The sequence below is a fragment of the Streptomyces brasiliensis genome (genome assembly GCF_014647875.1).
Lineage (GTDB): Bacteria > Actinomycetota > Actinomycetes > Streptomycetales > Streptomycetaceae > Streptomyces > Streptomyces brasiliensis.
In genome coordinates this window covers 1-20,031 of the sequence record NZ_BMQA01000095.1, presented here as the reverse complement: position 1 = coordinate 20,031, position 20,031 = coordinate 1, and the positions used below count along the sequence as shown (strand labels likewise).

Sequence of the window (20,031 nt, the reverse complement as noted above, 5' to 3'; positions counted from 1 at the left end):
CACGCTCCACCATCCTCGCGGCCGCGGAACGCGTCCACGCCTGACCGGCCTGCACCGGCGGGACGGTCGGTGCCTCACCCTGCCCTTCCTGGCTGTCAGGGCTCACGCGCCAGGCCGCGTGTCTCGGGGGGATGGTGCTGGTAGGTCCACAGCTGGTCGACGAGGGTGAAACCGAAGGAGTGGAAGAGCCGGGTGGCGGTGTGGCTCTCGGAGGCGGATTGCTGGGTGTCGTCGAGGACGAGGGCGACCTCGGTGGCGCCCTGCTCGGCCAGCAGGGCCAGGGCCTGGCTGAGCAGCTTGCGGCCCAGCCCGCGGCGGCGGCGAGCGGGCAGGGTCTCGATCCAGTAGACGGTCGCGGTGTGGCCGGGTTCCACACTGACCAGGGCTTCGGCGACCGGTTCGCTGTCCTCGCGGATGATCAGGCGGTGGCCCGGAGGGTAGTCGCAGGGGAAGACGTCGGCGACCAGCTTGGCCGGCGGGGGCTCGGCGGAAAGCACGAGGTGCAGGTAGCTGCCCTGGTAGCGGCCGGTGAAGCCGGTCTGTGCCAGGGCGTCGTGGGTGGCGCCGCGTCGCGTGCAGGGCAGGCCGCCCGGGCCCAGCGGGCCTGGTGGTGCCCCCACGAATGCCTCGATCTGCGTGCAGTCGGCGAGGGCGGCAAGAGCGTGACCGAGCAGGACGCGCAGCGCGGACGGGTCCTCGTGCGCGTGGACCCAGCAGATCAGACCGCATCGCACATCGGTCCAGGACAAGTACGCGATGATCCCGTAGGGGCGGTCGTCGGCATCGGCCAGAACGCTGATCCGCGGCCGAGCCGGTACAGTCCAGCCGGCCAGAGGGAAGGGGACAGGACTGCGCCGCGCCGCGGCCAGCTTCTCCGAGGTGCAGCGCGGCTGTCCCGGCAGCCGGTCGGCATCGATCAGTTCTCGCACCCCCGGCTCGTCCTGGGGGCCATACGGACGCACCGTCGACGGGCTCTCGGGGTTGGGCGAAGCAGCCATACTGTCCGTCCGGACACACGCTGACGTTCCTATCGGCTACCTCTTAGCGTCCTCCGTTTCCGTCCCGCTGTCACGGAGAACCTCGGCGGTGCCGGGGAGATTGCCCGGTCCTGCTGGGCGTGTGGCCGTGTGGGAGGCCTGCGGCGGATGTGGCCTGCTGAGCCGCGGTCAGCAGTGCGCGCACCTGGTCGATGACCGGCTGGTGCACGGGGAGGGTCAGGTGCCCGACGCCGGGCACGAGCACATTGCATGCCGTGAGGTCGGGATGATCGATGCGGCCCCTGGCGGCCGGGATGACCAACTCGTCCAGGTCGCTGTAGAAGGCCACGAACCGGGTGCCACACCCCGTGGCTGGCTCGGCGAGCTCGGTCAGCAGGCCGCTGCCCGGCCGTAGCTGGCGCAGCAGCGGATGCGGTGGTGTCAGCAGGGCCGTAGCGGTCCCGCCGTGCGGCGTCGCCAGTGTGATCACCAGCGGCACATACGTGTCCCCCTCGAGCCGCTGCACGTAGTAGCGGGCGATTAGCCCTCCGAGGCTGTACCCGATCAACACCAGTGCCCGCCCCGGGCTGCGGGCACTGGCCAGCTCCACCTGCTCGCCCAGAGCCCGGGCGGCCGCGCGGATGTCCGGGCTGAACGCGTGATAACTCACCGTGATGAAGGGCCCCGCGCTGAGGCCGCCCAGCCCCCGCCGCAGCGCTGCGCAGACCGATTCCCGATCCGCCAGCCCATGTACCAGCAGCACAGGTAGATCCCCCTCTGCCGTCGGTCCGTCCCGGCCCGTCCGCCACGGCAGGGTGCGGCCGAAGTAATCACTCAGCTGGCCGACGCCCCCCGCAGCCAGGTCGAGGGGGAGGCGCACCAGCCGCACGGTAGCGGTGCGTGCCTCGGTGCGTACGCCGCGCACCGGTGACAGCCCCGGCACCGACAGGTGCGGTTCGAATGGAATGCCCGTAGTATTCACCCTCTTCCCATACACCCCTATATGGGAACGTTGCGCCTTCGGTCCGGATTCCCGGTGCAGCGGCCAGCGTCATTCCGACGACTTGTCCGCTGCTGCCGGCCGCCCGCGGGGCCCGCTCCCGGTCCCCCGTACCACGGTCGACTCCACCCCGGCATCCATGCGCTGCTTCGTGACTCACCAGCAAGAGAAAAGCACCGAGAACACCGGCGACCGCATAGATCACCGGCGCCAGACCCAGCGCATATGCATATCCGGGCAGCGTCCAGCCGGCCAGACCGTGCGCGAAGAAGGCATGACGAGCGGCACACCCCAGTGAGCTCGAATCGCCAGTCCCCGTGTCGCTGGAGACCGTACGCGGCGCCTCCCACCGGCCCGAAATCACGGAATACACCCACAGTGATCAGCCTCGTTTCCGGGAGTGTCCCCGGCGCCTTGCTGGTGGAGGAGGGGGCGGCAGCCGGGGACGGAGCAAGAGGGGGGTGTGTCCTGATAAGTCGTCGTGGACTTGCCGGTGTGAGTCCGGTCCGGGTAGTGGCCAAGCAGCCCGGTAGCTGGTGGCTGACGGTAGGGGAGACCTGGCCGTCGAAGCGTCACGACAAAGTCCCCTTGGGGGGCGAGCAACTGTGCGGTCCGCAGCATCAAGCGAAGTCTGCCGCGGCGCAGCAGCTGCATCAGGCGGACGTATCAGGCGGGATCGCCGGTGCCCGGCTCGCTGCCCGTATTCACTGGTCGGCCGTCGCGCTCGGCGTCCGCGACGCTGACGACCAGCTGCCCGGCCGCGACCGTCATCCCCACGTCGGTCACCGGCGAGTGCGCGGCGTGCCGCAGCAGCCTTCCCCGGCGACGGGCTCCATCTCGATGCGTGCGGCGGCCGAACCCAACGGATCAGCCTCCGACTGAATCTCAGAGCGCGCCACTTCCGACCTGGCGCCAGTTCCTGAACGCCCAAGCCCACAGCATCCTCGCCGCGGACTTCCTGCACCTCGACACTGTGGCGCTGGGGCGTCTGTATGCCCTGGTCTTCATTGAGCACGGCACTCGCCGACTGCACCTCGTCGGCGTCACCGCCCATCCCACCGCCCGGTGGTCCGTCCAGCAGGCCAGGAATCTCGCCATGACGTTGGGGTATCGGACGGACTCGCTGCGCTTCCTCATCCGGGATCGGGATGCGAAGTACACCGACGCCTTCGACGCCGTCTTCCAGGCCGACGACGTGGAGATCCTGCTCAGCCCGCCTCGGGCACCGAGAGCGAACGCGATCTGCGAGAGAGTCGTGGGCACCCTACGGCGTGAGCTCCTCGACCGGATCTTGATCTACAACGAGGCCCACGCTGTGAAGGTGCTGGCCGAGTACATTCGGCACTACAACCGCCACCGCCCCCACCAGTCCCGGCGGCAACTGCCCCCGGAGAGCGCCGAACCGCCTGCCCCGGCCACCGTCACCGATCTCCAGGCCCACAGAATCCGACGATGGTCCATCCTTGGCGGTCTCATCAACGAGTATCGGCACGCGGCCTGACCGAGCGGCATCGCCGCAGCTCCAGCACCGAATCGTATTCTCGAGCGGCACACGTCGCGCCGCTCTTTCCGCGCACTTCCGCTACGTGCGTGCATGCTCGCCGAGGTAGAACAGCAGCATTACCCAGCCCGCGAGGAGGTAGATACCGAAGATGAAGAAGAAGGCGCGCAACGCGACACCGCGCCCTTCCGGCTCTCCGCGTCCCTCCTCTTGTCGGCCTCACTCACAGGGCCAACTCCTTGCTCTGCCCGGTGTGGTGTGCGCTACGAAGGGATCTGGAACCGTACGAGGACGACCTTGCCGTCGTGGTCGACGGCCGGTTCGGCGCTGAGGTCGCCGTCGTAGCCGGCGGCCAGCTCGGCCACCATCCGCAGCCCGGCTCCCATGCGGTCGTCGGTGAGCTCGGGCAGTCGGGGCTCGGCGTCGGCGACGCTGACGACCAGCTGTCCGGTCGCGACGGTTATCCCCACGTCGGTTACAGGCGAGTGTGCGGCGTGCCGCAGCACGTTCGTGACCAGCTCACTGACGACCAGCAGCACCGTGTCTGCGAAGGCCGACCCGGGGGCGATACCGGCCTGGGGGAAGTGCTCGGCGACCGCTTCCCGGGCTTCCCGCACGGCATCGGGCCCCACTGGCACCGAGGTGATGGCCGGTGCCCCCGCGGCCGGACGCGGCGGGCAGCGGCCAGCAGCTCGGCGACATCGGCGCCGGCCAGCTCGTACATCACCGTCGAGCCGGTGCGGGTGGCAGTGACGATGCCGGAGCGGCGCAGCACCGCCAGCTGCTGCGACAGGTTCGACGGCTCGATCTCGATCGCCGCGAGCAGGTCGCGCACCGGCTTCGGGCCGTCCTGCAGCAGCTCCAGGACCCGGATGCGCACCGGGTGCCCCAGTATCCGGAAGAAATCGGCCTTTGCCTCGTACAGCGGAACCGACATCCCGCTCACCCCTCGTCCGCCGCGTCGGCGCCGACGTCGATGCCATGACGTTGCGCCACCCACAGCGCGTCGTCCAGCTCGTCCTGCGCCACGGCTGTCTCGTAGGCGTCCTCGGCCGCCAGAGCCTGCGACAGTGCGGCACGCGCTTCGCGCACCCGCTCGTGTACGGCCTCGGTGAACCCGCCCACCGAACACCACCCTCCTCGGACTTGATCGGCACAGCACCTAGTGAATTGAAGAGCTCTTCAAGCGTAGTGGATGGGAGCCTGCTGTCCGATGCGCCTGAAGTCGTGGGATGCGCTGGTCGCACGACCCCGAACGGTTCCGGGGGACCGGCACCAGCTCAGTGCCGTCCGGCAGGACTTCGACGTGGGCCCTTGGGACGGTCACGGAGCCGGTGCGGGTCTTGTACTGTCAAGGCTGCGATGCCCCGTTCGAAGGCTCCTGAGGCCGTCCTGGACGGCTTCGCGGGGGCTTCCTGTTGCGGCGGGAGCGGGACGATGCCGAGTTTCGTCAGGCGTTCGCGCTGTCCGTCCATGAGCTGCCGCCAGACGGTGTGCTGGCGTTGCCGGGCGAGCCATTGGCCGATGTCCATGCGTGGATGGTGACGCCGGGCAGGACGTCGGTGTGGTCCTCGTCGCGCGGGAGTTCGCGGGCGGCGGCGTAGTGGCGTTGCCAGTCGGCTGGCCAGTCGGGGTTCCAGGTGACGGACGCCGGTGACGTCGTCATCCGTACGCATGCCGGGGCCGCGCTGCTGTCGAGCGCGTCGGCGTCGGAGGTGGTGGTGCATGAGGCGGACCGGATCGACGAGGACACTCGCACGGGCTGGAGCGCGACGGTCACAGGTACCGCGAGCCGCGTGACCGACCCGCAGGAGCTGTCCTATTACCACGCGAGCTCACGCCGTGGATCAATACGGAGATGGAGCACGTGGTCCGCATCAAGGCCGAGCTGGTGACCGGGTACCGCCTCGTTCGTTGAGGCAGCCTCCGGTCAGAGGTCGTTGCCCGCGTAGGAGAGATTGAAGCTCTTGTTGGTCAGTGGGAAGTCCGGGACGATCGTGTTCGCCAGCGCCACGGGCAGGGCGGGCCAGTTGAAGAAGGACGGGTCGACCGGCTTGACCCGCGTCAGGGTGCCGTCGGGGGCGAGTTCGACGCGGGTGGCGATGGTGCCCCGCCAGCCCTCCACCAGACCTACGCCGGTACGGGGGCCCGCGCCGAGGGCGGGTGGTGGTCCCAGGATCACTTGTGGGGCGGTGAGTCCTTGGGCCAACTGCTCGATCAGGGCGAGGGAGGTGTCGATCTCCTCGGCGCGCACCAGGAAGCGGGCGAGGACGTCGCCGCCAGTGTGGACTGGGATATCGAGCTGTGTGCCGTAGTCGGTGAAGGGGTGCGCGATGCGGGCATCGTTGGCGAGGCCGCTCGCGCGGGCGACGTAGCCCAGGCAGCCGATCTCCCGGGCGGCATCGGTGCCCAGGGTTGCGGTGCCGGTGAAGCGGTCACGGACGGTGGAGTGGCCGAGGGCGAGGTCGGTGATCTCGCGGATGTCCTCGCCGATCGCCTTCAGGCGTCGTACTTCGGGCACGGACTGCAGTGCTGCGCCGCCGGGGACGACGCCTCCGCGCAGCAGCCGGTGGCCGGTGATGTCCCGGTTGAGGCCTAGGAGTTGCTCGCGGACGCGCTGGGCGTGGGCGTTGAGGATGCCGTGGCCGACGTCGTTGCAGAGCATGCCGAGATCGGCGACGTGGTTGTGGATCCGCTCCAGTTCCAGCAGCAGCGCGCGGACACGCTTCGCCTCCGGCGGGACCTGTGTGCCGGTGGCCTCCTCGATGGCGAGACAGTACGCCAGGGCGTGGCCGACGGCCGTGTCGCCGCTGATACGTTCGGCCAGCGGCAGGCCGGCGGCGACGGTACGGCCCTGGAAGAGTTTCTCGATGCCCTTGTGGACGAACCAGAGGCGGGCCTTGAGTTTGAGGATGGTCTCGCCGACGACGGAGAAGCGGAAGTGCCCGGGTTCGATCAAACCGGCGTGCACCGGGCCGACGGGGATCTCGTAGACGCCGTCGCCTTCTACCTCCAGGAAGGGGTAGGGGCCCTCCTGTTCGCCGAAGGGTGGCGGGGGTCCGGCGTCGGGGCGCATGGGGTACCAGCCGCGCGGCCAGTGGAAGTGCCGGATCAGGCGGCGGGGCAGGGGGTGGTCGAGGGGGACGATGCCGAACAGGTCGCGCATCTCGCGTTCGAACCGGCCCGCGGGGAAGGAGAGGTGGGCGAGCGTAGGGACCTCGGGGCGGTCGGGGTCGAGGCGGACGTGCAGTTCGGAACAGGTGTCGGGCGGGCCCGCCGCGAAGAGGTACATCACGCGGATGCCGTCCTCGTCGTGGTGGGCGGCGACCAGGGCGAGGCGATGCCCGCCGGTCAGCAACTCCTCAGCGCGCTGCGGCAGTTCACCGACGCCGATTTCATAGGTCGTACGCATCGGCTCAGTGGCCTCCGATCGCCTGGGCGGCGGTGTGCAACAGGTCGGTGAGCGGGCCGAGAGTGACGCCCAGGGCCGCGCAGGCGGCCAGGCCCAGGGCGAGCGGCCAGACGGCGGCGGGCTCGGGGCCCGTGGGCGGGGCCGGGGCCGGCCCGAGCAGCATGCGGGCGGTGCGGACGGCGAGCGCGGCGAAGGCGACGAGCACCAGCAGCAGGGCCGCCGCCGTGGCCCAGGCCAGACCGGTCCCGGCGAGGAAACCGGCACGGGCGAGGCCGAGTTCGGAGGCGAAGAGGCTGAACGGCGGGAACGCCATCAGCGCCACCACCGCGAACCCGAACATGCCCGCCAGTGCGGGCGCCCGGGCGAGCAGCCCGCGCACCCGGCCGATCTTCGCGGTGCCGGTCAGCTGGAGGACGCGGCCGGAGGCGCAGAACGCGACCGACTTGGCGAGCCCGTGCCCGGCGATGTGCAGCAGCGCGGCCGACAGGGCGAGCGGGCTGCCGATCGCCGCGCCGAGGGTGATCAGGCTCATGTGCTCCATGCTGGAGTAGGCCAGCATCCGCTTGTAGTCCCGCTGGACCAGCAGCAGCCCGGCCGCCAGGGCCAAGGTGAGCAGGGCGATCCCCGCAAGCAGGACGCGGGTGAAGCCGGCGCCCAGGGCGGCGTCGGCGATGACCCGGTAGCGCAGGATCGCGGCGAAGGCCACGGACAGCAGTACCCCGGACATCAGCGCGGAGACCGGTGCGGGCGCCTGGCTATGGGCGTCGGGCAGCCAGGCGTGCAGCGGGATCAGGCCCGCCTTGGCGCCGAAGCCGAGGACCACGAGCGCGATGCCGAGCCGGGTGACCGCCGGGTCGAGCCGGCCGGCGTGGGCGACCAGGGTGGGCCAGTCCAGCGCCCATGCCTCGGTGATGCCCGCCTGCCGGGCCGCGTAGTAGATGAGGACGGTGCCGAGGAAGGCGAGCGCGATGCCGGCCGAGCAGATCACCACGTACTTCCACGCGGCCTCGACGGACGTGCGCGTGTGGCGGTGGCCGACGAGGAACGCGGTGACGATGGTCGTCGCCTCCACCGCGACCCACAGCACGCCGAGGTTGGCGGTCACCACGGCCAGGCACATCGCGGCCAGGAACGCCTGCACGAGGACGTGGTAGCGCCACACGGCCTGGTCGCCCGCCCGTCCGGCGGCGCGTTCGCCCGCCAGGTACGCCGGGGTCGAGCCGCAGGCGATCAGCGCGACGGCGCCGACCACCAGCAGCATCCAGGCGGTCAGCGCGTCCGCGCGCAGAAGCCCGGCGTACGCCCGCTGCGGTCCGTCGGCGGTGACGGACACCGCGAGCAGGCTCCCGCAGGTGAGGATCACGGCGGGTGAGAGGAGACCGGCCCACTCCGTGAGATGACGCCTCGGGGTCGGCGGGGGCGGGGGCGCTTCGGCCAGCAGGACGGGTGCCTCACCCGTCGGCTCCAGCCGGCGAGTCGTCGGCACCATGGAAGGGAGCCGTCGCTCTCTGCGTACTCTGGTCAGCGCGTACGCGCCTGCGACCGCCAACGGCGCGGCGACGGGAGCGGTCAACAGCAGCGCGGAGTTCATCAGTCGTGCAGCTCCCGCAGGTCGTCGATGTCGGTCGTGCCGAACGCCTCCCGCATCCGGGTGGTGAGGATCTGCAACACCAGCACCGCCAGCAACACGTCGAATGAGACGCCGAGTTCGACGATGAGCGGCACACCGGAGGTGGCAAGGAAGGCGGTGGCGGTGATCCCGTTGTCCAGCAGCAGGAACCCGACCACCTGGGCGAGCGCCCGGCGCCGGGTCACCAGCACGAAGAAGCCGATCAGGACGACCGCCAGGCCCACCGGCAGGGCACGGGTGGCCGGAGTCGGGTCCAGTGCGGTCAGCGGCTGGGCCACCGCGTAGGCCAGCAGCGTCAGCAGCGCCGCCGTGAGCAGCGAGGCGGCGACATTGACCAGAGGCTGCGTCTCGCGGACCTCCTCGCTCCCACGATCGGCGGCCAGCGCGGCCAGCGCACGCCGCATCAGATACGGCAGCACGCCCGCCCGCAGCACCCCCACGCCGAGGCCCACAGCGATCAGGTCCCACCGCTCCTCGTGCAAGCCGAGCAGCATGGCGATCGCGGCCAGCGCGACACCCTGAAGCGCGAACACCCTGACGATCGCGGCGAGTTCACGCCGCCACAGCACGATCACGGCCGCCAGCAGGAAGGCGCCGCAGGCCAGGTCGAGGAGCTGGGTGTACAGGCCGCCGCTCATGACGCTCCGTTCAGGAAGTACGAGGCGGCCACCGCGAGCAGCGCCAGCAGGAAGGAACCGGCGAGCAGTTCGGGCACCCTAAACAGCCGGACCTTGGCCCAGAACACCTCGGCCGCAGCCAGCACCGCTCCCAGGACGGCCACCTTCGCCCCGAACAGCACCAGCGCGACAGGGAGCGGCGCCCAGGAGCCACCGGTGGCGATGCCCCACGGTACGAACAGCGAGGACAGCAGGCCGAGCAGCAGGGTCAGCCGCATCTGGGCACCGAGTTCGACCAGCGCCAGGTCGGGTCCCGCGTACTCCAGCACCATCGCCTCGTGGATCATGGTCAGTTCGAGGTGCGTGGAGGGGTTGTCCACCGGGATCCGGCCGGTCTCTGCGAGCACCGCCACCGCGAGGGCGGCGGTGGCCAGCAGTCCGGCGGGGGAGGCGAGGCGACCCGGTTCGTGGGCCGCACCGGAGACGATGGCCGGGATGTTGGTCGTCCCGGTCGGTATCGACAGCGCGAACACCGACAGCAGGATGGTCGGTTCCACCAGCGCGGCGACCGTCATCTCCCGGGAGGCGCCCATCCCGCCGAACGCCGTGCCGGTGTCGAGGCCGGCCAGGGCCAGGGCGAAAGTGCCGAGCGCGATCAGCGCGACCACTACGATCAGGTCCGCGTGGGAGCTGACCGGGGTGTCCGTGGACAGCAGCGGCACCAGCGCGGCGGCCACCACAGTCGTGGCGACCAGCAGCGCGGGTGCGGCCCGGAAGGCTGGCCCGGTCCCTGCGGGCGTGATGGGCTCCTTGTGCAGCAGCTTGCGCGCGTCCCGCCAGGGCTGGAGCACCCCGGCCCCGGCCCGGCCCTCCAGGCGGGCCCGGACTTGCCGCATCCATCCCGTCAGCAGCGGCGCCCCGGCACCGACCACGACGACCTGGCCCGCTACGGCCGCGTATCCGACAGCACTCATGCGTTCGCTCTCACCAGCCCACCGCCAGTACCAATAGCAGGACGACCAGCCCGGCGAAGCCGTAGCCGAGATACAGGTGGACGCTGCCGCCCGCCAGCCGCCGGGCTGCCTGCCCGGCCCCGGCCAGCACGCGCAGCACCGGGTCGTACAACCGGTGCTCGATCCGGTCGGGCACCCGGTGCTGGAAGCGGATCCTCTCCACCAGGTACGCCGACTCCCGCACCGGGGTGACGTTCACGTCCTGCTCGGGGGCGAGGACGTCGTCGAAGACGCGTTGCAGCGGCTCGGCGAACGAGGTCGCGGTGTACGCCATGCGTGGCGTCGGCGCGCCGCCCCCGCAGTCCCACAGCCGGGCGTTCGCGCGGCGCCTGCGGCGGGCGAAGAGCCGGGCCAGCCCGGTCGCGAGCAGGATCGCGGCGGTGAGCGCGGCCACCACCCACAGCGGGGACAGCGAGGCGGAGATGTCGGCGAGCCGCACTCGCACTCCGCCACCCGACACCGCACCGGTGCCCGGCAGCCCGACCGCGCCCACGGCCCGGTCGAGGCCGTCGCCGAGCAGCCCCGGCACCAACGCCAGCGCCACGATCCCGATGGCGAGCAGGGCCATTCCGGCGAGCATGAGCGGCGGTGCCTCATTCGCCGAGGCGGCCCGTTTGTCGCGCGGGCGGGCGAAGAAGCCGACGCCGAGTGCCTTGACGAAGACGGCGGCGGCGATCCCGGCCGACAGAGCGACCAACGCCACCGACAGAGGCAGTACGACGGCCACCGCGACACCGGGCACTTGGAGTCCGTGGATCAGGGACTGGAGCAGCAGCCACTCGCTGATGAAGCCGTTGCCCGGGGGCAGCGCCACGGCGCCGAGCGCCCCGAGGGCGAAGAGTCCGGCGGTCAATGGCATACGGGAACGCAGGCCGCCCAACAGGTCGAGGTCTCGCAGGCCGGTGGACCGCAGCACCGACCCGGCCGCACAGAACAGCAGGGCCTTGAACGCGGAGTGGTTGACCACATGCAGCAGCGCCGCCGCCAGCGCCAGCGCGGCCAGCGGCCGGTCGCCGTAAGAGGTGAACACCCCGGACGCGCCGACCCCGATGAGGACCAGGCTCATGTTCTCGCTGGTCGAGTACGCCAGCAGCCGCTTCAGATCGGACGCCATGGCCGCCTGGAGGATGCCGTACACGGCACTGGCCCCGCCGACCGCGAGGAGGCCCAGCCACCACCAGGCCGGTCCGCCGCCGAGCAGATCGAGGCCGGTACGGACCAGACCGTAGACGCCGAGGTTGACCATGGCGGCGCTCATCAACGCCGAGACCGGACTGGGGGCCTCGGGGTGCGCCCGCGGCAGCCAGGCGTGCAGCGGCACCGCGCCCGCCTTCGACGTGAACGCCAGCGCCACCAGCACGAACACCAGCCCGCGTACGGCCGGCGAGAGAACGTGCGCACCCGCCCGCAGCGCGGAGAACGTCTCCCCACCCGCCTGCGCGGCGAACAGCGCGAACCCGGCCAGCAGCAGCACCAGGCCGAGGTGCGTCATCACCGCGTACCAGACGCCGGCCTGCCGTACCGAGGAACGCTCCCGGTGCTCGGTCAGCACCAGCAGCAGCGAGCCGAGCGCCATCAGCTCCCACAGCACCAGGAACGAGGACACCGACGCCGCCACCGGTACGAGCACTAGGGTGAGCGCGAACAGCGGCAGCGCCGTCTGCGCGGTGCGCGAGCCGAGCCCGTGCGCGCCGTGCCCGGCCGCGTAGCCGATGCCGTACACCGCGACCGCCGTCACCACGGCTCCTGCCACCGCCATGAACAGCCCCGCCAGCGCATCCACCGCCACATGCACCCCGGCCAACGGCAGGACGCCGGGGAGGGCGGCCGACCAGCGGCTGCCGACCAGCGCGGCCACCCCCGCCGCGCCACCGCTCACCCCGACACCCGCCGTCAGTACCCCGGCGACGGGGACACGCAAGCGATACGGCAGGACAAACCCGGCCACCGCGCCCGCGCCGCCCAACCCGCAGGCCGTCGCGAGGACGGCCGGCACCATGCTCACCGGCCGGTCACCCTCCTGAGCGCCGCCACGATTGCCTCGGGCTCCGGCGGGCACCCGGGCACGGCCAGATCCACCGGCACGACATCGGACACGGCCCCTTCGACGCCGTAACCGCCCGCGAACTCACCGCAGTTGATCGCGCAGTCCCCGACCGCGACCACGAGCCGTGGCTCGCTCATCGCGGCCACCGTGCGCCGCAGCGGCTCGGCCATGTTCCGGGTCACCGGGCCGGTCACCAGCGCCACGTCCGCGTGCCGGGGCGAGGCCACCAGGCGTGCCCCGTACCGCTCGGCGTCGTACACCGGATTGAAGGCGGCCGCGATCTCGATCTCGCAGCCGTTGCAGGACCCCGCGTCCACGCACCGCACCTGTACCGAGCCGCCCAGCTCCCGTGCCCTCTCCGGGGCGTCGCCCTCCGGGCGCGGCGGAGCGGGCTCGGCCACCCGTCCGGTGGCCCGGATCTTGCGCAACAGGCCCATGAACCCTCCCGACTGGTGGTGAGGACCGTCCGCAGGTGCCCAACAGGGTGTCCTGCGGCTGGAGTCACGTCGCTTTTACCGTGTTTTGCTCAGTTTGATGAGATTTTGTCGTCGAAGGTCCGTCCCCGACGGGGCGGATACGGTTCCGTGTGACCGGGAGGGGAGGCGACCGCCTCCCGGTACCACAGAGCGCTGTCCAACTCCGAGGAGACGGCCGCCGATCAAGGGCCGTCGTTACGACGGCGGCTTCCCCTCCGACTGGGCCGCTTGCAGGTCGGCGAGCAGCTCCGCCTGACCCGCCAGCACGCCCGACAGGATCGTGCGCGCCACCCGCAGCAGCTCCGCCACCTCCGGGCTGGTCAGCGAGTAGTACACGTTCGACCCCTCCTTGCGGGTCCGCACCAGGTTGGCCCGCCGCAGCATGGCCAGTTGCTGGGACAGATGCGCCGGCTCGATCCCCACCTTGGGCAGCATCTCCGCGACCGCGTGCTCGCGCTCGCTCAGCAACTCCAGGACGCGGATGCGGGCCGGGTGACCGAGCGTCTTGAAGAACTCGGCCTTCAGCTGGTACAGAGGCGTACTCACCGTGCCGTCCCCTCTCCGAGACAACAGCACGGACCCACCGGCCGGGCCTTGGCGCATCGCATCCACCCACTCGTCGACAACATGCGGCCCATCCTCGCCTCCGGCACCGACAGAACCGAACCCGCGGCCGAGAAACCGAGCCGCCGAATCCAGCAGTGACGACCTCAGTAATTGCCAACATTAGCAATTACTACGTTCGTCTGAGGGGGGTGCATGAAGATCACCCGCTGTGCGGCACCGGTCTCACTTGGTTCAAGGGCCCCCGCAACGCCGCCCCGCCCACGACATTGTCCTGGCCGGTTGCCCGGCAAGACGCCGGTTCAGACCTTCTTGACCACGCTGGACTTCAGCTGTATGGCGCCGAATCCGTCGATCTTGCAGTCGATGTCGTGGCCGTCCACTCCGTCGACGAGCCGGATGTTGCGCACCTTGGTGCCCGCCTTGATTCCGGTCGGGCTGCCCTTGACCTTGAGGGTCTTCACGACGGTCACGGTGTCGCCGTCGGCGAGCACGTTGCCGACCGCGTCCCTGATCACCTTGTCCCCGCCTGTGTCGGCAGACGCGTCGGACGGCGACCACTCATGGCCGCACTCCGGGCAGACGAGGAGCGCGCCCATCTCGTAGGTGTACGCGCCGGAGCATTTGGGGCAAGGGGGGTGATTTTCACTCATGGGGTCAGTGTCTTTCACTCAGTGAGCCGATACGAACGTCATGCGGGTGTCAGGCGCCCCAGCCGTCCGTACGCCACTCCTGCTGCCCCTCCTCCAGGGCCGACCGTCCTCGGCCGTGGGCGGCGAGGGCGGCTGTCAGGTCGCAGTGGACGGGGATGTCCGGGCCGTCGCCGGCCGGGACCAGCGAGCCGTCGGCGGGGATGGCGGCCAGTTCCAGGCTCCGGCCGGCATCTGCGAGGTGGCGGGCGGCCTCGGTGATGGCCAGCTGGCCTTCGGCGGACCAGCTGCGCAGCTCGGTCAGGTCGAGGACGACCGGTCCGGTGCCGCGGGCGACGACCCAGCCGATCGCGCCGCTGAAGCGGCGGACCGCCTCCGGGCCCAGGTATCCGGCGACGGAGAGAATCCCCAGATCCTGCTCGACGGTGTAGCGCCAGTCGATGGTCATGTTCGTCAACTTCCTTGTCCGCCTGCTTGTTCGGGGCCCTGGGTCGGGTCAGAGGGGCAGGGTGATCCAGATGCTCTTGCCCCTGCCGTCGGCGTCGCCGCGGACAACCGCCGTGCCGCCCAGGCCGAGCGTGAGCTCCATGACGGTGCCGAGCCCCCCGGCACCGGTGCCGGTGACCGACGCGTACAGCGGAGGCTGGTACGGGTGACGATCGTGGACGGCGAAGGCCAGGCAGTCCCGGCCCGCCGCGTAGATCACCGTGAGCTGAGGGGAGAGCACGGCGGCGTGCCGGACGCTGTTCGTGACCAGCTCACTCAGGATCAGCAGGGCCGGATCCACCACGGGGTGGCGTAGCCCGATGCCCCATTCCACCAGGGCCTGTTCGGCGGTCTCGCGGGCCACGCGCACCGCCGCCGGCTCGGCGGGCAGGGTGAGCACGTGGCGATACGGCAGCGCCTCCAGCTGCGCGGTCATCGCCCCTCCGTCCCCCGGACAAGACGGAAGCCGGTGACCGTCTGCGGGTGGATGCGGATAACGGTGTCGTGCGGGCCGTACGTCCAGCCGGGCAGCGTGCGCCGGTAGTGGGCGGCCTCGTGCGGGTCGGTGATCACCTCGGCCGGTCCGGACGCGGTCACTGTCCATCCGGTGCCGGGCACGGCCTGGATGTCATCGACGTGGTAGGTCGCGGTCGGCGGCACGGCGGCCAGTTGCACCGGGGTGCGGGCGATCAGCCGGCCGTACTCCCACACGTGCCGGGCGGGCCGTACGACGGTCACCTCGCGCTGCTGGTACACCAGCCGCCCCAGCGCCACGCCCTCCAGCAGCCACAGTGCCTCCGCGCCGGAGACCTCGACCATGCGCGGGGCGGCGGAGGGCGTGTTCATCGGACTGGTTCCTCGCTGGTGTCGGTACTTTTCGGGTTCGTTCTCTGGGCGGGGATGGCGGGCAGGACTCCGGCCATCTCCAGGTGGTCGCGCGCTCCCCAGATCGCCTCGGGCGTGGTGGCGTACTCCCGGCCCTCGTGGCACAGCAGCTTCAGCGCTCCGACCGACTCGAGGACCTGGCGCTGGCCGGGGCGTATGCCGGAGGCCAGGACGAGGATGCCGCGCCGGTTCAGCTTCTCCACGGCGTCCTTGAGGACGAGGGCACCGGTGGCGTCCATCGTGGACACCCGGGACATGCGCAGGATGACGACCCGCACGTCGGCGACCTCGGTGAGCTCCAGCAGGAAGCGGTGCGCGGCGGCGAAGAACAGCGGCCCGTCGATGCGGTAAGCGACGATGTGCTCGGCCAGCAGTGCGTGCTCCTCGGCGGTGTGATCGCCGCGGTCGAGCGGCACCTGGTCGAAGCGGGCCTGCTTGGCCACGGCGCGCAGGGCGAGGGCGCCGGCCACGACCAAGCCGATGATCACTGCATACACCAGGTCCAGTGCCAGCGTCGCCGCTGCCGTCAGGACGAGGATCAGCGCATCCGAGCGGGTCGCCTTCGCCATGGCCTTCAGCGAGCCGACCTCGACCATGCGGATCGCGGTGGCCAGTAGGACACCGGCGAGGGCGGCCAGCGGGATCTTCGAGACGAGGGGTGCCGCGGCGAACACGATCACGGCGAGGACCGCCGCGTGGGTAAGCGCGGCCAGCCGCGAGCCCGCACCCGTGCGGACATTGACGGCGGTGCGCGCTATCGCGCCGGTCGCCGGGACGCCGCCGAACAGCGGGGCGGCGATGTTCGCCAGACCCTGCCCGAGCAGTTCCCGGTCGGGGTCGTGCCGCTGACCCACCGTCATCGCGTCGGCGGCGGCCGCAGACATCAGCGACTCCAGCGCGGCCAGCGCGGCCACCGCCACGGCCGGGGGGAGCAGCGAGCCGAGCGAGCCGAGCTCAAGGAAGGACAGGGAGGGCGCGGGCAGCCCCGCGGGCAGGTCACCGATCGGCTCCACGGCCAGGTGCGCGACCTGGGCCGCGACCGTGGCGGCGACAACGGCCACGATCGAGAACGGCACGGTCGGCCGCCATCGCGCACCGGCCAGCATGAGCGCCACCACGCAGACCGCGAGACCGACGGCGGTCCAGTTCGGCGCCTTCACGAACTCCTCGACCGCGCGCCAGGTGACGACCAGCACCTTGTCGCCCTCGGGCTTGGGTACGCCGAGCGCGTTCGGCACCTGCTGCAGCCCGATTACCCCGGCGATGCCGAGCGTGAAGCCCTCGATCAGCGGCGCCGGCACGTACTGCATGTAACGCCCGGCCCTGAGTGCGGCGAGGACGACGAGCATCACGCCGGCCATCAGGCCCACGGTGAGAACGGCGGTCGGGCCGTACTGGGCGACGATCGGCACCAGGACCACCGTCATGGCGCCGGTCGGCCCCGACACCTGAAGATTCGAGCCACCGAACACGGCCGCCAGCGCACCGGCCACCACCGCGGTCGCAAGACCCGCCTCGGCACCCAGCCCGGACGAGACACCAAATCCGAGAGCCAGCGGCAGCGCGACGATCGCAACCGTCAGCCCGGCGAGCAGGTCCCGGCGTGGATCGCGTCGTGCCTCCGCCAGGTCCTCGCGGGAGGGCAGCAGCGAGGTGATCCGGGCCCAGGAGGCCCGGGCGAACGCCGTACTCATCGGGCGGCGACCTCGGCTTCCCGCAGCTCGGACAGCAACTCGTTCCGCCCCGCGAGCATCTCGGTCAGGATCCGGCGCGCGGCCCTCATCAGATCCGCGACATCGCCACCGGCCAGCTCGTAGACGACGGTCGAGCCCTCACGGGTGGAGGTGACGATCCCCGAGCGACGCAACACCGCCAGCTGCTGGGACAGGCTCGACGGCTCCACCTCGATCGCGGCCAGCAAATCCCGCACCGGCATCGGCCCGTCCTGCAACAGCTCCAGCACCCGGATGCGTACGGGATGCCCGAGCATCCGGAAGAACTCGGCCTTCGCCTGGTACAGCGGAACCGCCACGACCCCTCGACTTCCCTCACAGAGCCCCGCCCAGGGGCGAGACGCACAGAAGCTGTGCCCGCGGCTACCTGCGGGCACAGCAAACACAGCATCTAACCAATTGCGAAATTTCGCAATTCGCATATTCGGTTTCCGGCGAGTTGCGCACCCATGGACCCTTGGGTGCGCGGCCGGCCGATGTCACGGCCGACAGGTCAACCGATGCCGCGGGCACGCAGCGGATCGGGCGAGCAGCAGGCGGATCTGGCGTCCCTGTACCGGTTCAAAATAGCTGCAGAGGACCTGAGCTGCTGCTTCGTTATTTGATCAGCCCGCGCGGCGATATTCGTTGATCAGGCCAGCGACGGCTTGTCGGCGGTGGATCCGGCCCGCGTGGCGGGGGATGACGTTCGGGTCGTCCAGAGGGGCGAGCTGGTCTAGATGATCACCCAGGGATGCCTGCGGAGGGTGTGGGGTGGGCGGCGGCCGAAGCCACCGCGAGACGGTCAGGCGGCGGGCTGCCGGCCCTGGTTGTCGAGGTGTCAGCGGGCGGTCAGGCCTCAGGGTCGACTTCGGGGTGCGTGAACCGCATGGGCTTGCCCAGCGACCGGGCGTAGGCGATTTCGGCTCGGGTGCTGTCTCCGATGTAGTCGCCGACTACGAGCACCTCATCAGCGAGCCGGATCTTCGCCCGGTGCAGATCGTCGAGTCGAACCTTCAGCGCCTCGGCCTCGACAGGATCGGACCAAAGTTCGTGCGGCGACTTCATGTCACAGCCCGGTTTGACGACAATCTTTCCGGCTTTGGTCTCCCGCAGATCGGCCTCGTTCATCTCGGTCATGAAGCGGGTGGAGCCGCAGATCACGACGATACGCGGGAGGCTCAACAGCTTCTTCGCGTCGGCGAGCTTCTCCTCGGGGGTGAGCAGTTGCGGGTATGACACTGGTTCCTCCTGGTGGTGTGGTCCAAGGGGTGCCTGCGGAGACGAGAACGAGGGTGTCCAAGATCGTTTTGTGACGAACGACGTGGACACCCTCGCGACAGCACTCTATGCGACGACCGAGGACATGCTGAAGGGGCATCCCGACCTGGCGCCGTGGCGCCCGCCGGTCGGCATTACGCCCCGCCTGAGCGATGCCGAACTGGTCACCCTCGCCACGATGCAGGCCATACTCGGCTACACCTCCGAGGCCAAATGGCTCCGCCATGCCCGTGCCCACCTGCGCCACCTCTTCCCCTACCTGCCCCAGCAGCCCGGCTACAACAAGCGGCTGCGCAAGGCCGCCGGTCTGATGCGAAGCGTCAACCGGATCCTGGCCACCACCACCTCGGTGTGGAGCGACGACGTATGGGGTCGTGGACTCCACCCCGGTGGAATGCGGCCGCTCCCGCGAGACCGTCAAACGCTCCGACCTGGCAGGTTGGGCCGAATACGGCTACTGCGCCAGCCACAGCCGCTTCTTCTGGGGCCTGCGCCTGCACCTGGTCTGCACCCTTCAGGGCCTGCCCATCGCCTTCGCCCTGACCGGGGCCAAGGCCGACGAGCGCGAGACCCTCCTTGACCTCCTGGCAGCCGAATGCGAGCTTCTGCGAGAGCGCCCCCGACAGACTCTCATCGGCGACAAGAACTACTTCGGCCGTGGTTTCGAACGCGAACTGTCCGAGCATGGAGTCCAGTTGCTGCGGCCTGCCCGTAAAGGTGAACGGGAACGGCCTGGCGCAGCCCTGTTCAAGCCGCTGCGACAGGTCATCGAATCGATCAACGAGACCTTCAAGGGACAGCTTGACCTCGAACGGCACCGAGGGTGCACACCCGGAGGTGTCATAGCCCGCGTCATGCAACGCATCCTCGCGCTGACCGCCGCGATCTGGCACAACGACGCCACCGGACAAACCGTCCTACGCTCACTGATCGCCTACGATCACTGACCCCTTGGAATAGATCATCTAGGGCATTCCTGCGGAGATCGGGAAGAGTCCTGTGCCGGGCCCCATCAACCAGAACGACGGGGCACTGATCGACTCGGAGTACTGGAGAGAGCAGGAAGCATGACGAAGAGGAAGACGGCGGTCCTGGCCGCGGGCGCGCTGGCCCTCGTGTGCGGCGCCGCGGTGCCGGCAGCGGCCACGCCGACCGCGGCCGCATCCCGGACGGGGACGTTCTACGGCACTTACCAGCACGCCGACGGGTGCGTGTACCTGCGGTCCGCAGCCGGATACCACTACCTGCTGGAGGGCTACACGATGGGCGGCAACGGCGGCCTGTACAAGAAGGGCGGCGGCTTTATCGCGTACCCGGGCTGGCGGATCGCGGCACACGGCACCCAGTACAACAAGTCCAGCACCACTCTGTGCACGACGTGGGGCGCCTACAGGCGAATCAAGGCGACGTCGATCTACGCCTACTGAGCCCGTGGCACGGCACCGGAGCGTCGGGCAGGTGTGGCACCGGACGGCAAAGGCCTGTTACTCGTTGCCCTGGCGGGGGCCGGTCGCTGCTGTCACGAACGGAAGGCCCCCGGCTGCCGGAACACCACCAGTGAGGCGGGTTCAGCGGCCGATCGCGGTGGAGACCCGCACTATCCCCTTGGGTGCGGGTCTCCACGTGTAGGCGACACCGCCCGTACGAGGGCCGGCGTAGTGTCCGGCTGGTTCAACGCCCGCCGACAGTCGGCGTCACGCCCATTCCACGCCCAGTGCCCCTAGGGCGCGTATCGAGTCGTGATCAATCTGTCGGATTCGCACTCAGGGCTGGGTCTGGA

Annotated in this window: 22 protein-coding genes and 4 pseudogenes; 5 read left to right on the top strand and 21 right to left on the bottom strand. The window is 70.3% G+C overall.

The genetic code is table 11. The features are described from left to right. Positions 1-95: 95 nt before the first annotated feature. Positions 96-998, bottom strand: a complete 903-nt coding sequence (locus tag IEZ19_RS45585; RefSeq protein ID WP_189317280.1) for a GNAT family N-acetyltransferase — start codon at positions 996-998, stop codon at positions 96-98. A 70-nt stretch (positions 999-1,068) separates the two neighbouring features. After that, positions 1,069-1,857, bottom strand: coding sequence for an esterase/lipase family protein (locus tag IEZ19_RS45580; protein ID WP_189317279.1), 789 nt, complete (start codon positions 1,855-1,857; stop codon positions 1,069-1,071). Positions 1,858-2,490: 633 nt separating this feature from the next. Here IEZ19_RS45580 and IEZ19_RS45575 point away from each other — a divergent pair. Beyond that, entirely contained in the window at positions 2,491-2,859 is a 369-nt protein-coding gene (locus IEZ19_RS45575) for a hypothetical protein (protein ID WP_189317278.1), read from the top strand. Between the two features lie 19 nt (positions 2,860-2,878). Continuing rightward, positions 2,879-3,478, top strand: a pseudogene (locus IEZ19_RS45570) (integrase core domain-containing protein); the annotation flags it as partial. An 81-nt stretch (positions 3,479-3,559) separates the two neighbouring features. On the opposite strand, the pseudogene IEZ19_RS52020 reads toward IEZ19_RS45570, so the two are convergent. The 5 genes and pseudogenes from IEZ19_RS52020 to IEZ19_RS53255 form a co-directional block, all read right to left on the bottom strand. Then, a pseudogene (locus IEZ19_RS52020) lies at positions 3,560-3,652 on the bottom strand (DUF6126 family protein); the annotation flags it as partial. A gap of 89 nt (positions 3,653-3,741) precedes the next feature. Next, the gene (locus tag IEZ19_RS45565) at positions 3,742-4,095 is read right to left on the bottom strand and encodes an ATP-binding protein (RefSeq protein ID WP_229841590.1); all 354 of its coding nucleotides are present in this window, start codon (positions 4,093-4,095) and stop codon (positions 3,742-3,744) included. 50 nt (positions 4,096-4,145) lie between these two features. Next, a pseudogene (locus tag IEZ19_RS45560) lies at positions 4,146-4,415 on the bottom strand (ArsR/SmtB family transcription factor); the annotation flags it as partial. A 5-nt stretch (positions 4,416-4,420) separates the two neighbouring features. Next, positions 4,421-4,603 (bottom strand): hypothetical protein, encoded by a 183-nt coding sequence (locus IEZ19_RS45555; RefSeq protein ID WP_189317276.1) that lies wholly within the window; start codon positions 4,601-4,603, stop codon positions 4,421-4,423. 325 nt (positions 4,604-4,928) lie between these two features. Continuing rightward, positions 4,929-5,231 (bottom strand): hypothetical protein, encoded by a 303-nt coding sequence (locus IEZ19_RS53255; protein ID WP_189317281.1) that lies wholly within the window; start codon positions 5,229-5,231, stop codon positions 4,929-4,931. On the opposite strand from IEZ19_RS53255, the gene IEZ19_RS53975 reads away from it, so the two are divergent. After that, entirely contained in the window at positions 5,119-5,373 is a 255-nt protein-coding gene (locus IEZ19_RS53975) for a pyridoxamine 5'-phosphate oxidase family protein (protein ID WP_189317275.1), read from the top strand. The genes IEZ19_RS53255 and IEZ19_RS53975 overlap by 113 nt on opposite strands. A 35-nt stretch (positions 5,374-5,408) precedes the next feature. Here IEZ19_RS53975 and IEZ19_RS45540 read toward each other — a convergent pair whose 3' ends face one another. From IEZ19_RS45540 to IEZ19_RS45475, 14 genes are all read right to left on the bottom strand, one after another. Further along, entirely contained in the window at positions 5,409-6,890 is a 1,482-nt protein-coding gene (locus tag IEZ19_RS45540; protein ID WP_189317274.1) for a hydrogenase large subunit, read from the bottom strand. A gap of 4 nt (positions 6,891-6,894) precedes the next feature. Next, positions 6,895-8,481: a proton-conducting transporter transmembrane domain-containing protein gene (locus IEZ19_RS45535; RefSeq protein ID WP_189317273.1), complete on the bottom strand. Its 1,587-nt coding sequence runs from the start codon at positions 8,479-8,481 to the stop codon at positions 6,895-6,897. Beyond that, the gene (locus IEZ19_RS45530; RefSeq protein WP_189317272.1) at positions 8,481-9,158 is read right to left on the bottom strand and encodes a hypothetical protein; all 678 of its coding nucleotides are present in this window, start codon (positions 9,156-9,158) and stop codon (positions 8,481-8,483) included. The genes IEZ19_RS45535 and IEZ19_RS45530 overlap by 1 nt, the downstream gene beginning before the upstream one ends. Next, a complete protein-coding gene (locus tag IEZ19_RS45525; protein WP_189317271.1) occupies positions 9,155-10,111 on the bottom strand; it encodes a respiratory chain complex I subunit 1 family protein in 957 nt (318 codons plus the stop codon). Before IEZ19_RS45525 ends, IEZ19_RS45530 begins: the two co-directional genes overlap by 4 nt. 10 nt (positions 10,112-10,121) lie before the next feature. After that, entirely contained in the window at positions 10,122-12,149 is a 2,028-nt protein-coding gene (locus IEZ19_RS45520; RefSeq protein ID WP_229841592.1) for a proton-conducting transporter transmembrane domain-containing protein, read from the bottom strand. Between the two features lie 2 nt (positions 12,150-12,151). Next, entirely contained in the window at positions 12,152-12,634 is a 483-nt protein-coding gene (locus IEZ19_RS45515) for an NADH-quinone oxidoreductase subunit B family protein (RefSeq protein ID WP_189317269.1), read from the bottom strand. Between the two features lie 234 nt (positions 12,635-12,868). After that, on the bottom strand, positions 12,869-13,219 hold the full coding sequence (locus IEZ19_RS45510) for an ArsR/SmtB family transcription factor (RefSeq protein ID WP_189317268.1): 351 nt from the start codon (positions 13,217-13,219) through the stop codon (positions 12,869-12,871). Between the two features lie 320 nt (positions 13,220-13,539). Beyond that, on the bottom strand, positions 13,540-13,890 hold the full coding sequence (locus tag IEZ19_RS45505) for a zinc ribbon domain-containing protein YjdM (RefSeq protein WP_189317267.1): 351 nt from the start codon (positions 13,888-13,890) through the stop codon (positions 13,540-13,542). A 49-nt stretch (positions 13,891-13,939) separates the two neighbouring features. Further along, positions 13,940-14,335 (bottom strand): STAS domain-containing protein, encoded by a 396-nt coding sequence (locus IEZ19_RS45500; protein ID WP_189317266.1) that lies wholly within the window; start codon positions 14,333-14,335, stop codon positions 13,940-13,942. A 48-nt stretch (positions 14,336-14,383) separates the two neighbouring features. Continuing rightward, positions 14,384-14,809, bottom strand: a complete 426-nt coding sequence (locus IEZ19_RS45495) for an ATP-binding protein (RefSeq protein WP_189317265.1) — start codon at positions 14,807-14,809, stop codon at positions 14,384-14,386. Beyond that, the gene (locus IEZ19_RS45490; RefSeq protein ID WP_189317264.1) at positions 14,806-15,219 is read right to left on the bottom strand and encodes a pyridoxamine 5'-phosphate oxidase family protein; all 414 of its coding nucleotides are present in this window, start codon (positions 15,217-15,219) and stop codon (positions 14,806-14,808) included. Before IEZ19_RS45490 ends, IEZ19_RS45495 begins: the two co-directional genes overlap by 4 nt. Next, positions 15,216-16,952, bottom strand: coding sequence for a SulP family inorganic anion transporter (locus tag IEZ19_RS45485; RefSeq protein ID WP_189317263.1), 1,737 nt, complete (start codon positions 16,950-16,952; stop codon positions 15,216-15,218). Before IEZ19_RS45485 ends, IEZ19_RS45490 begins: the two co-directional genes overlap by 4 nt. Beyond that, positions 16,949-17,290 (bottom strand): ArsR/SmtB family transcription factor, encoded by a 342-nt coding sequence (locus IEZ19_RS45480; RefSeq protein WP_189317262.1) that lies wholly within the window; start codon positions 17,288-17,290, stop codon positions 16,949-16,951. The genes IEZ19_RS45485 and IEZ19_RS45480 overlap by 4 nt, the downstream gene beginning before the upstream one ends. 532 nt (positions 17,291-17,822) lie before the next feature. Next, positions 17,823-18,212 carry a hypothetical protein gene (locus IEZ19_RS45475; protein ID WP_189317261.1) on the bottom strand — a complete coding sequence of 130 codons (390 nt, stop codon included), beginning with the start codon at positions 18,210-18,212 and terminating at the stop codon, positions 17,823-17,825. Positions 18,213-18,282: 70 nt separating this feature from the next. On the opposite strand from IEZ19_RS45475, the pseudogene IEZ19_RS45470 reads away from it, so the two are divergent. Both IEZ19_RS45470 and IEZ19_RS45465 read left to right on the top strand, forming a co-directional pair. Next, positions 18,283-19,198, top strand: a pseudogene (locus IEZ19_RS45470) (IS982 family transposase). 120 nt (positions 19,199-19,318) lie between these two features. Next, the gene (locus IEZ19_RS45465) at positions 19,319-19,678 is read left to right on the top strand and encodes a hypothetical protein (protein WP_189317260.1); all 360 of its coding nucleotides are present in this window, start codon (positions 19,319-19,321) and stop codon (positions 19,676-19,678) included. The last annotated feature ends 353 nt before the right edge of the window (positions 19,679-20,031 follow it).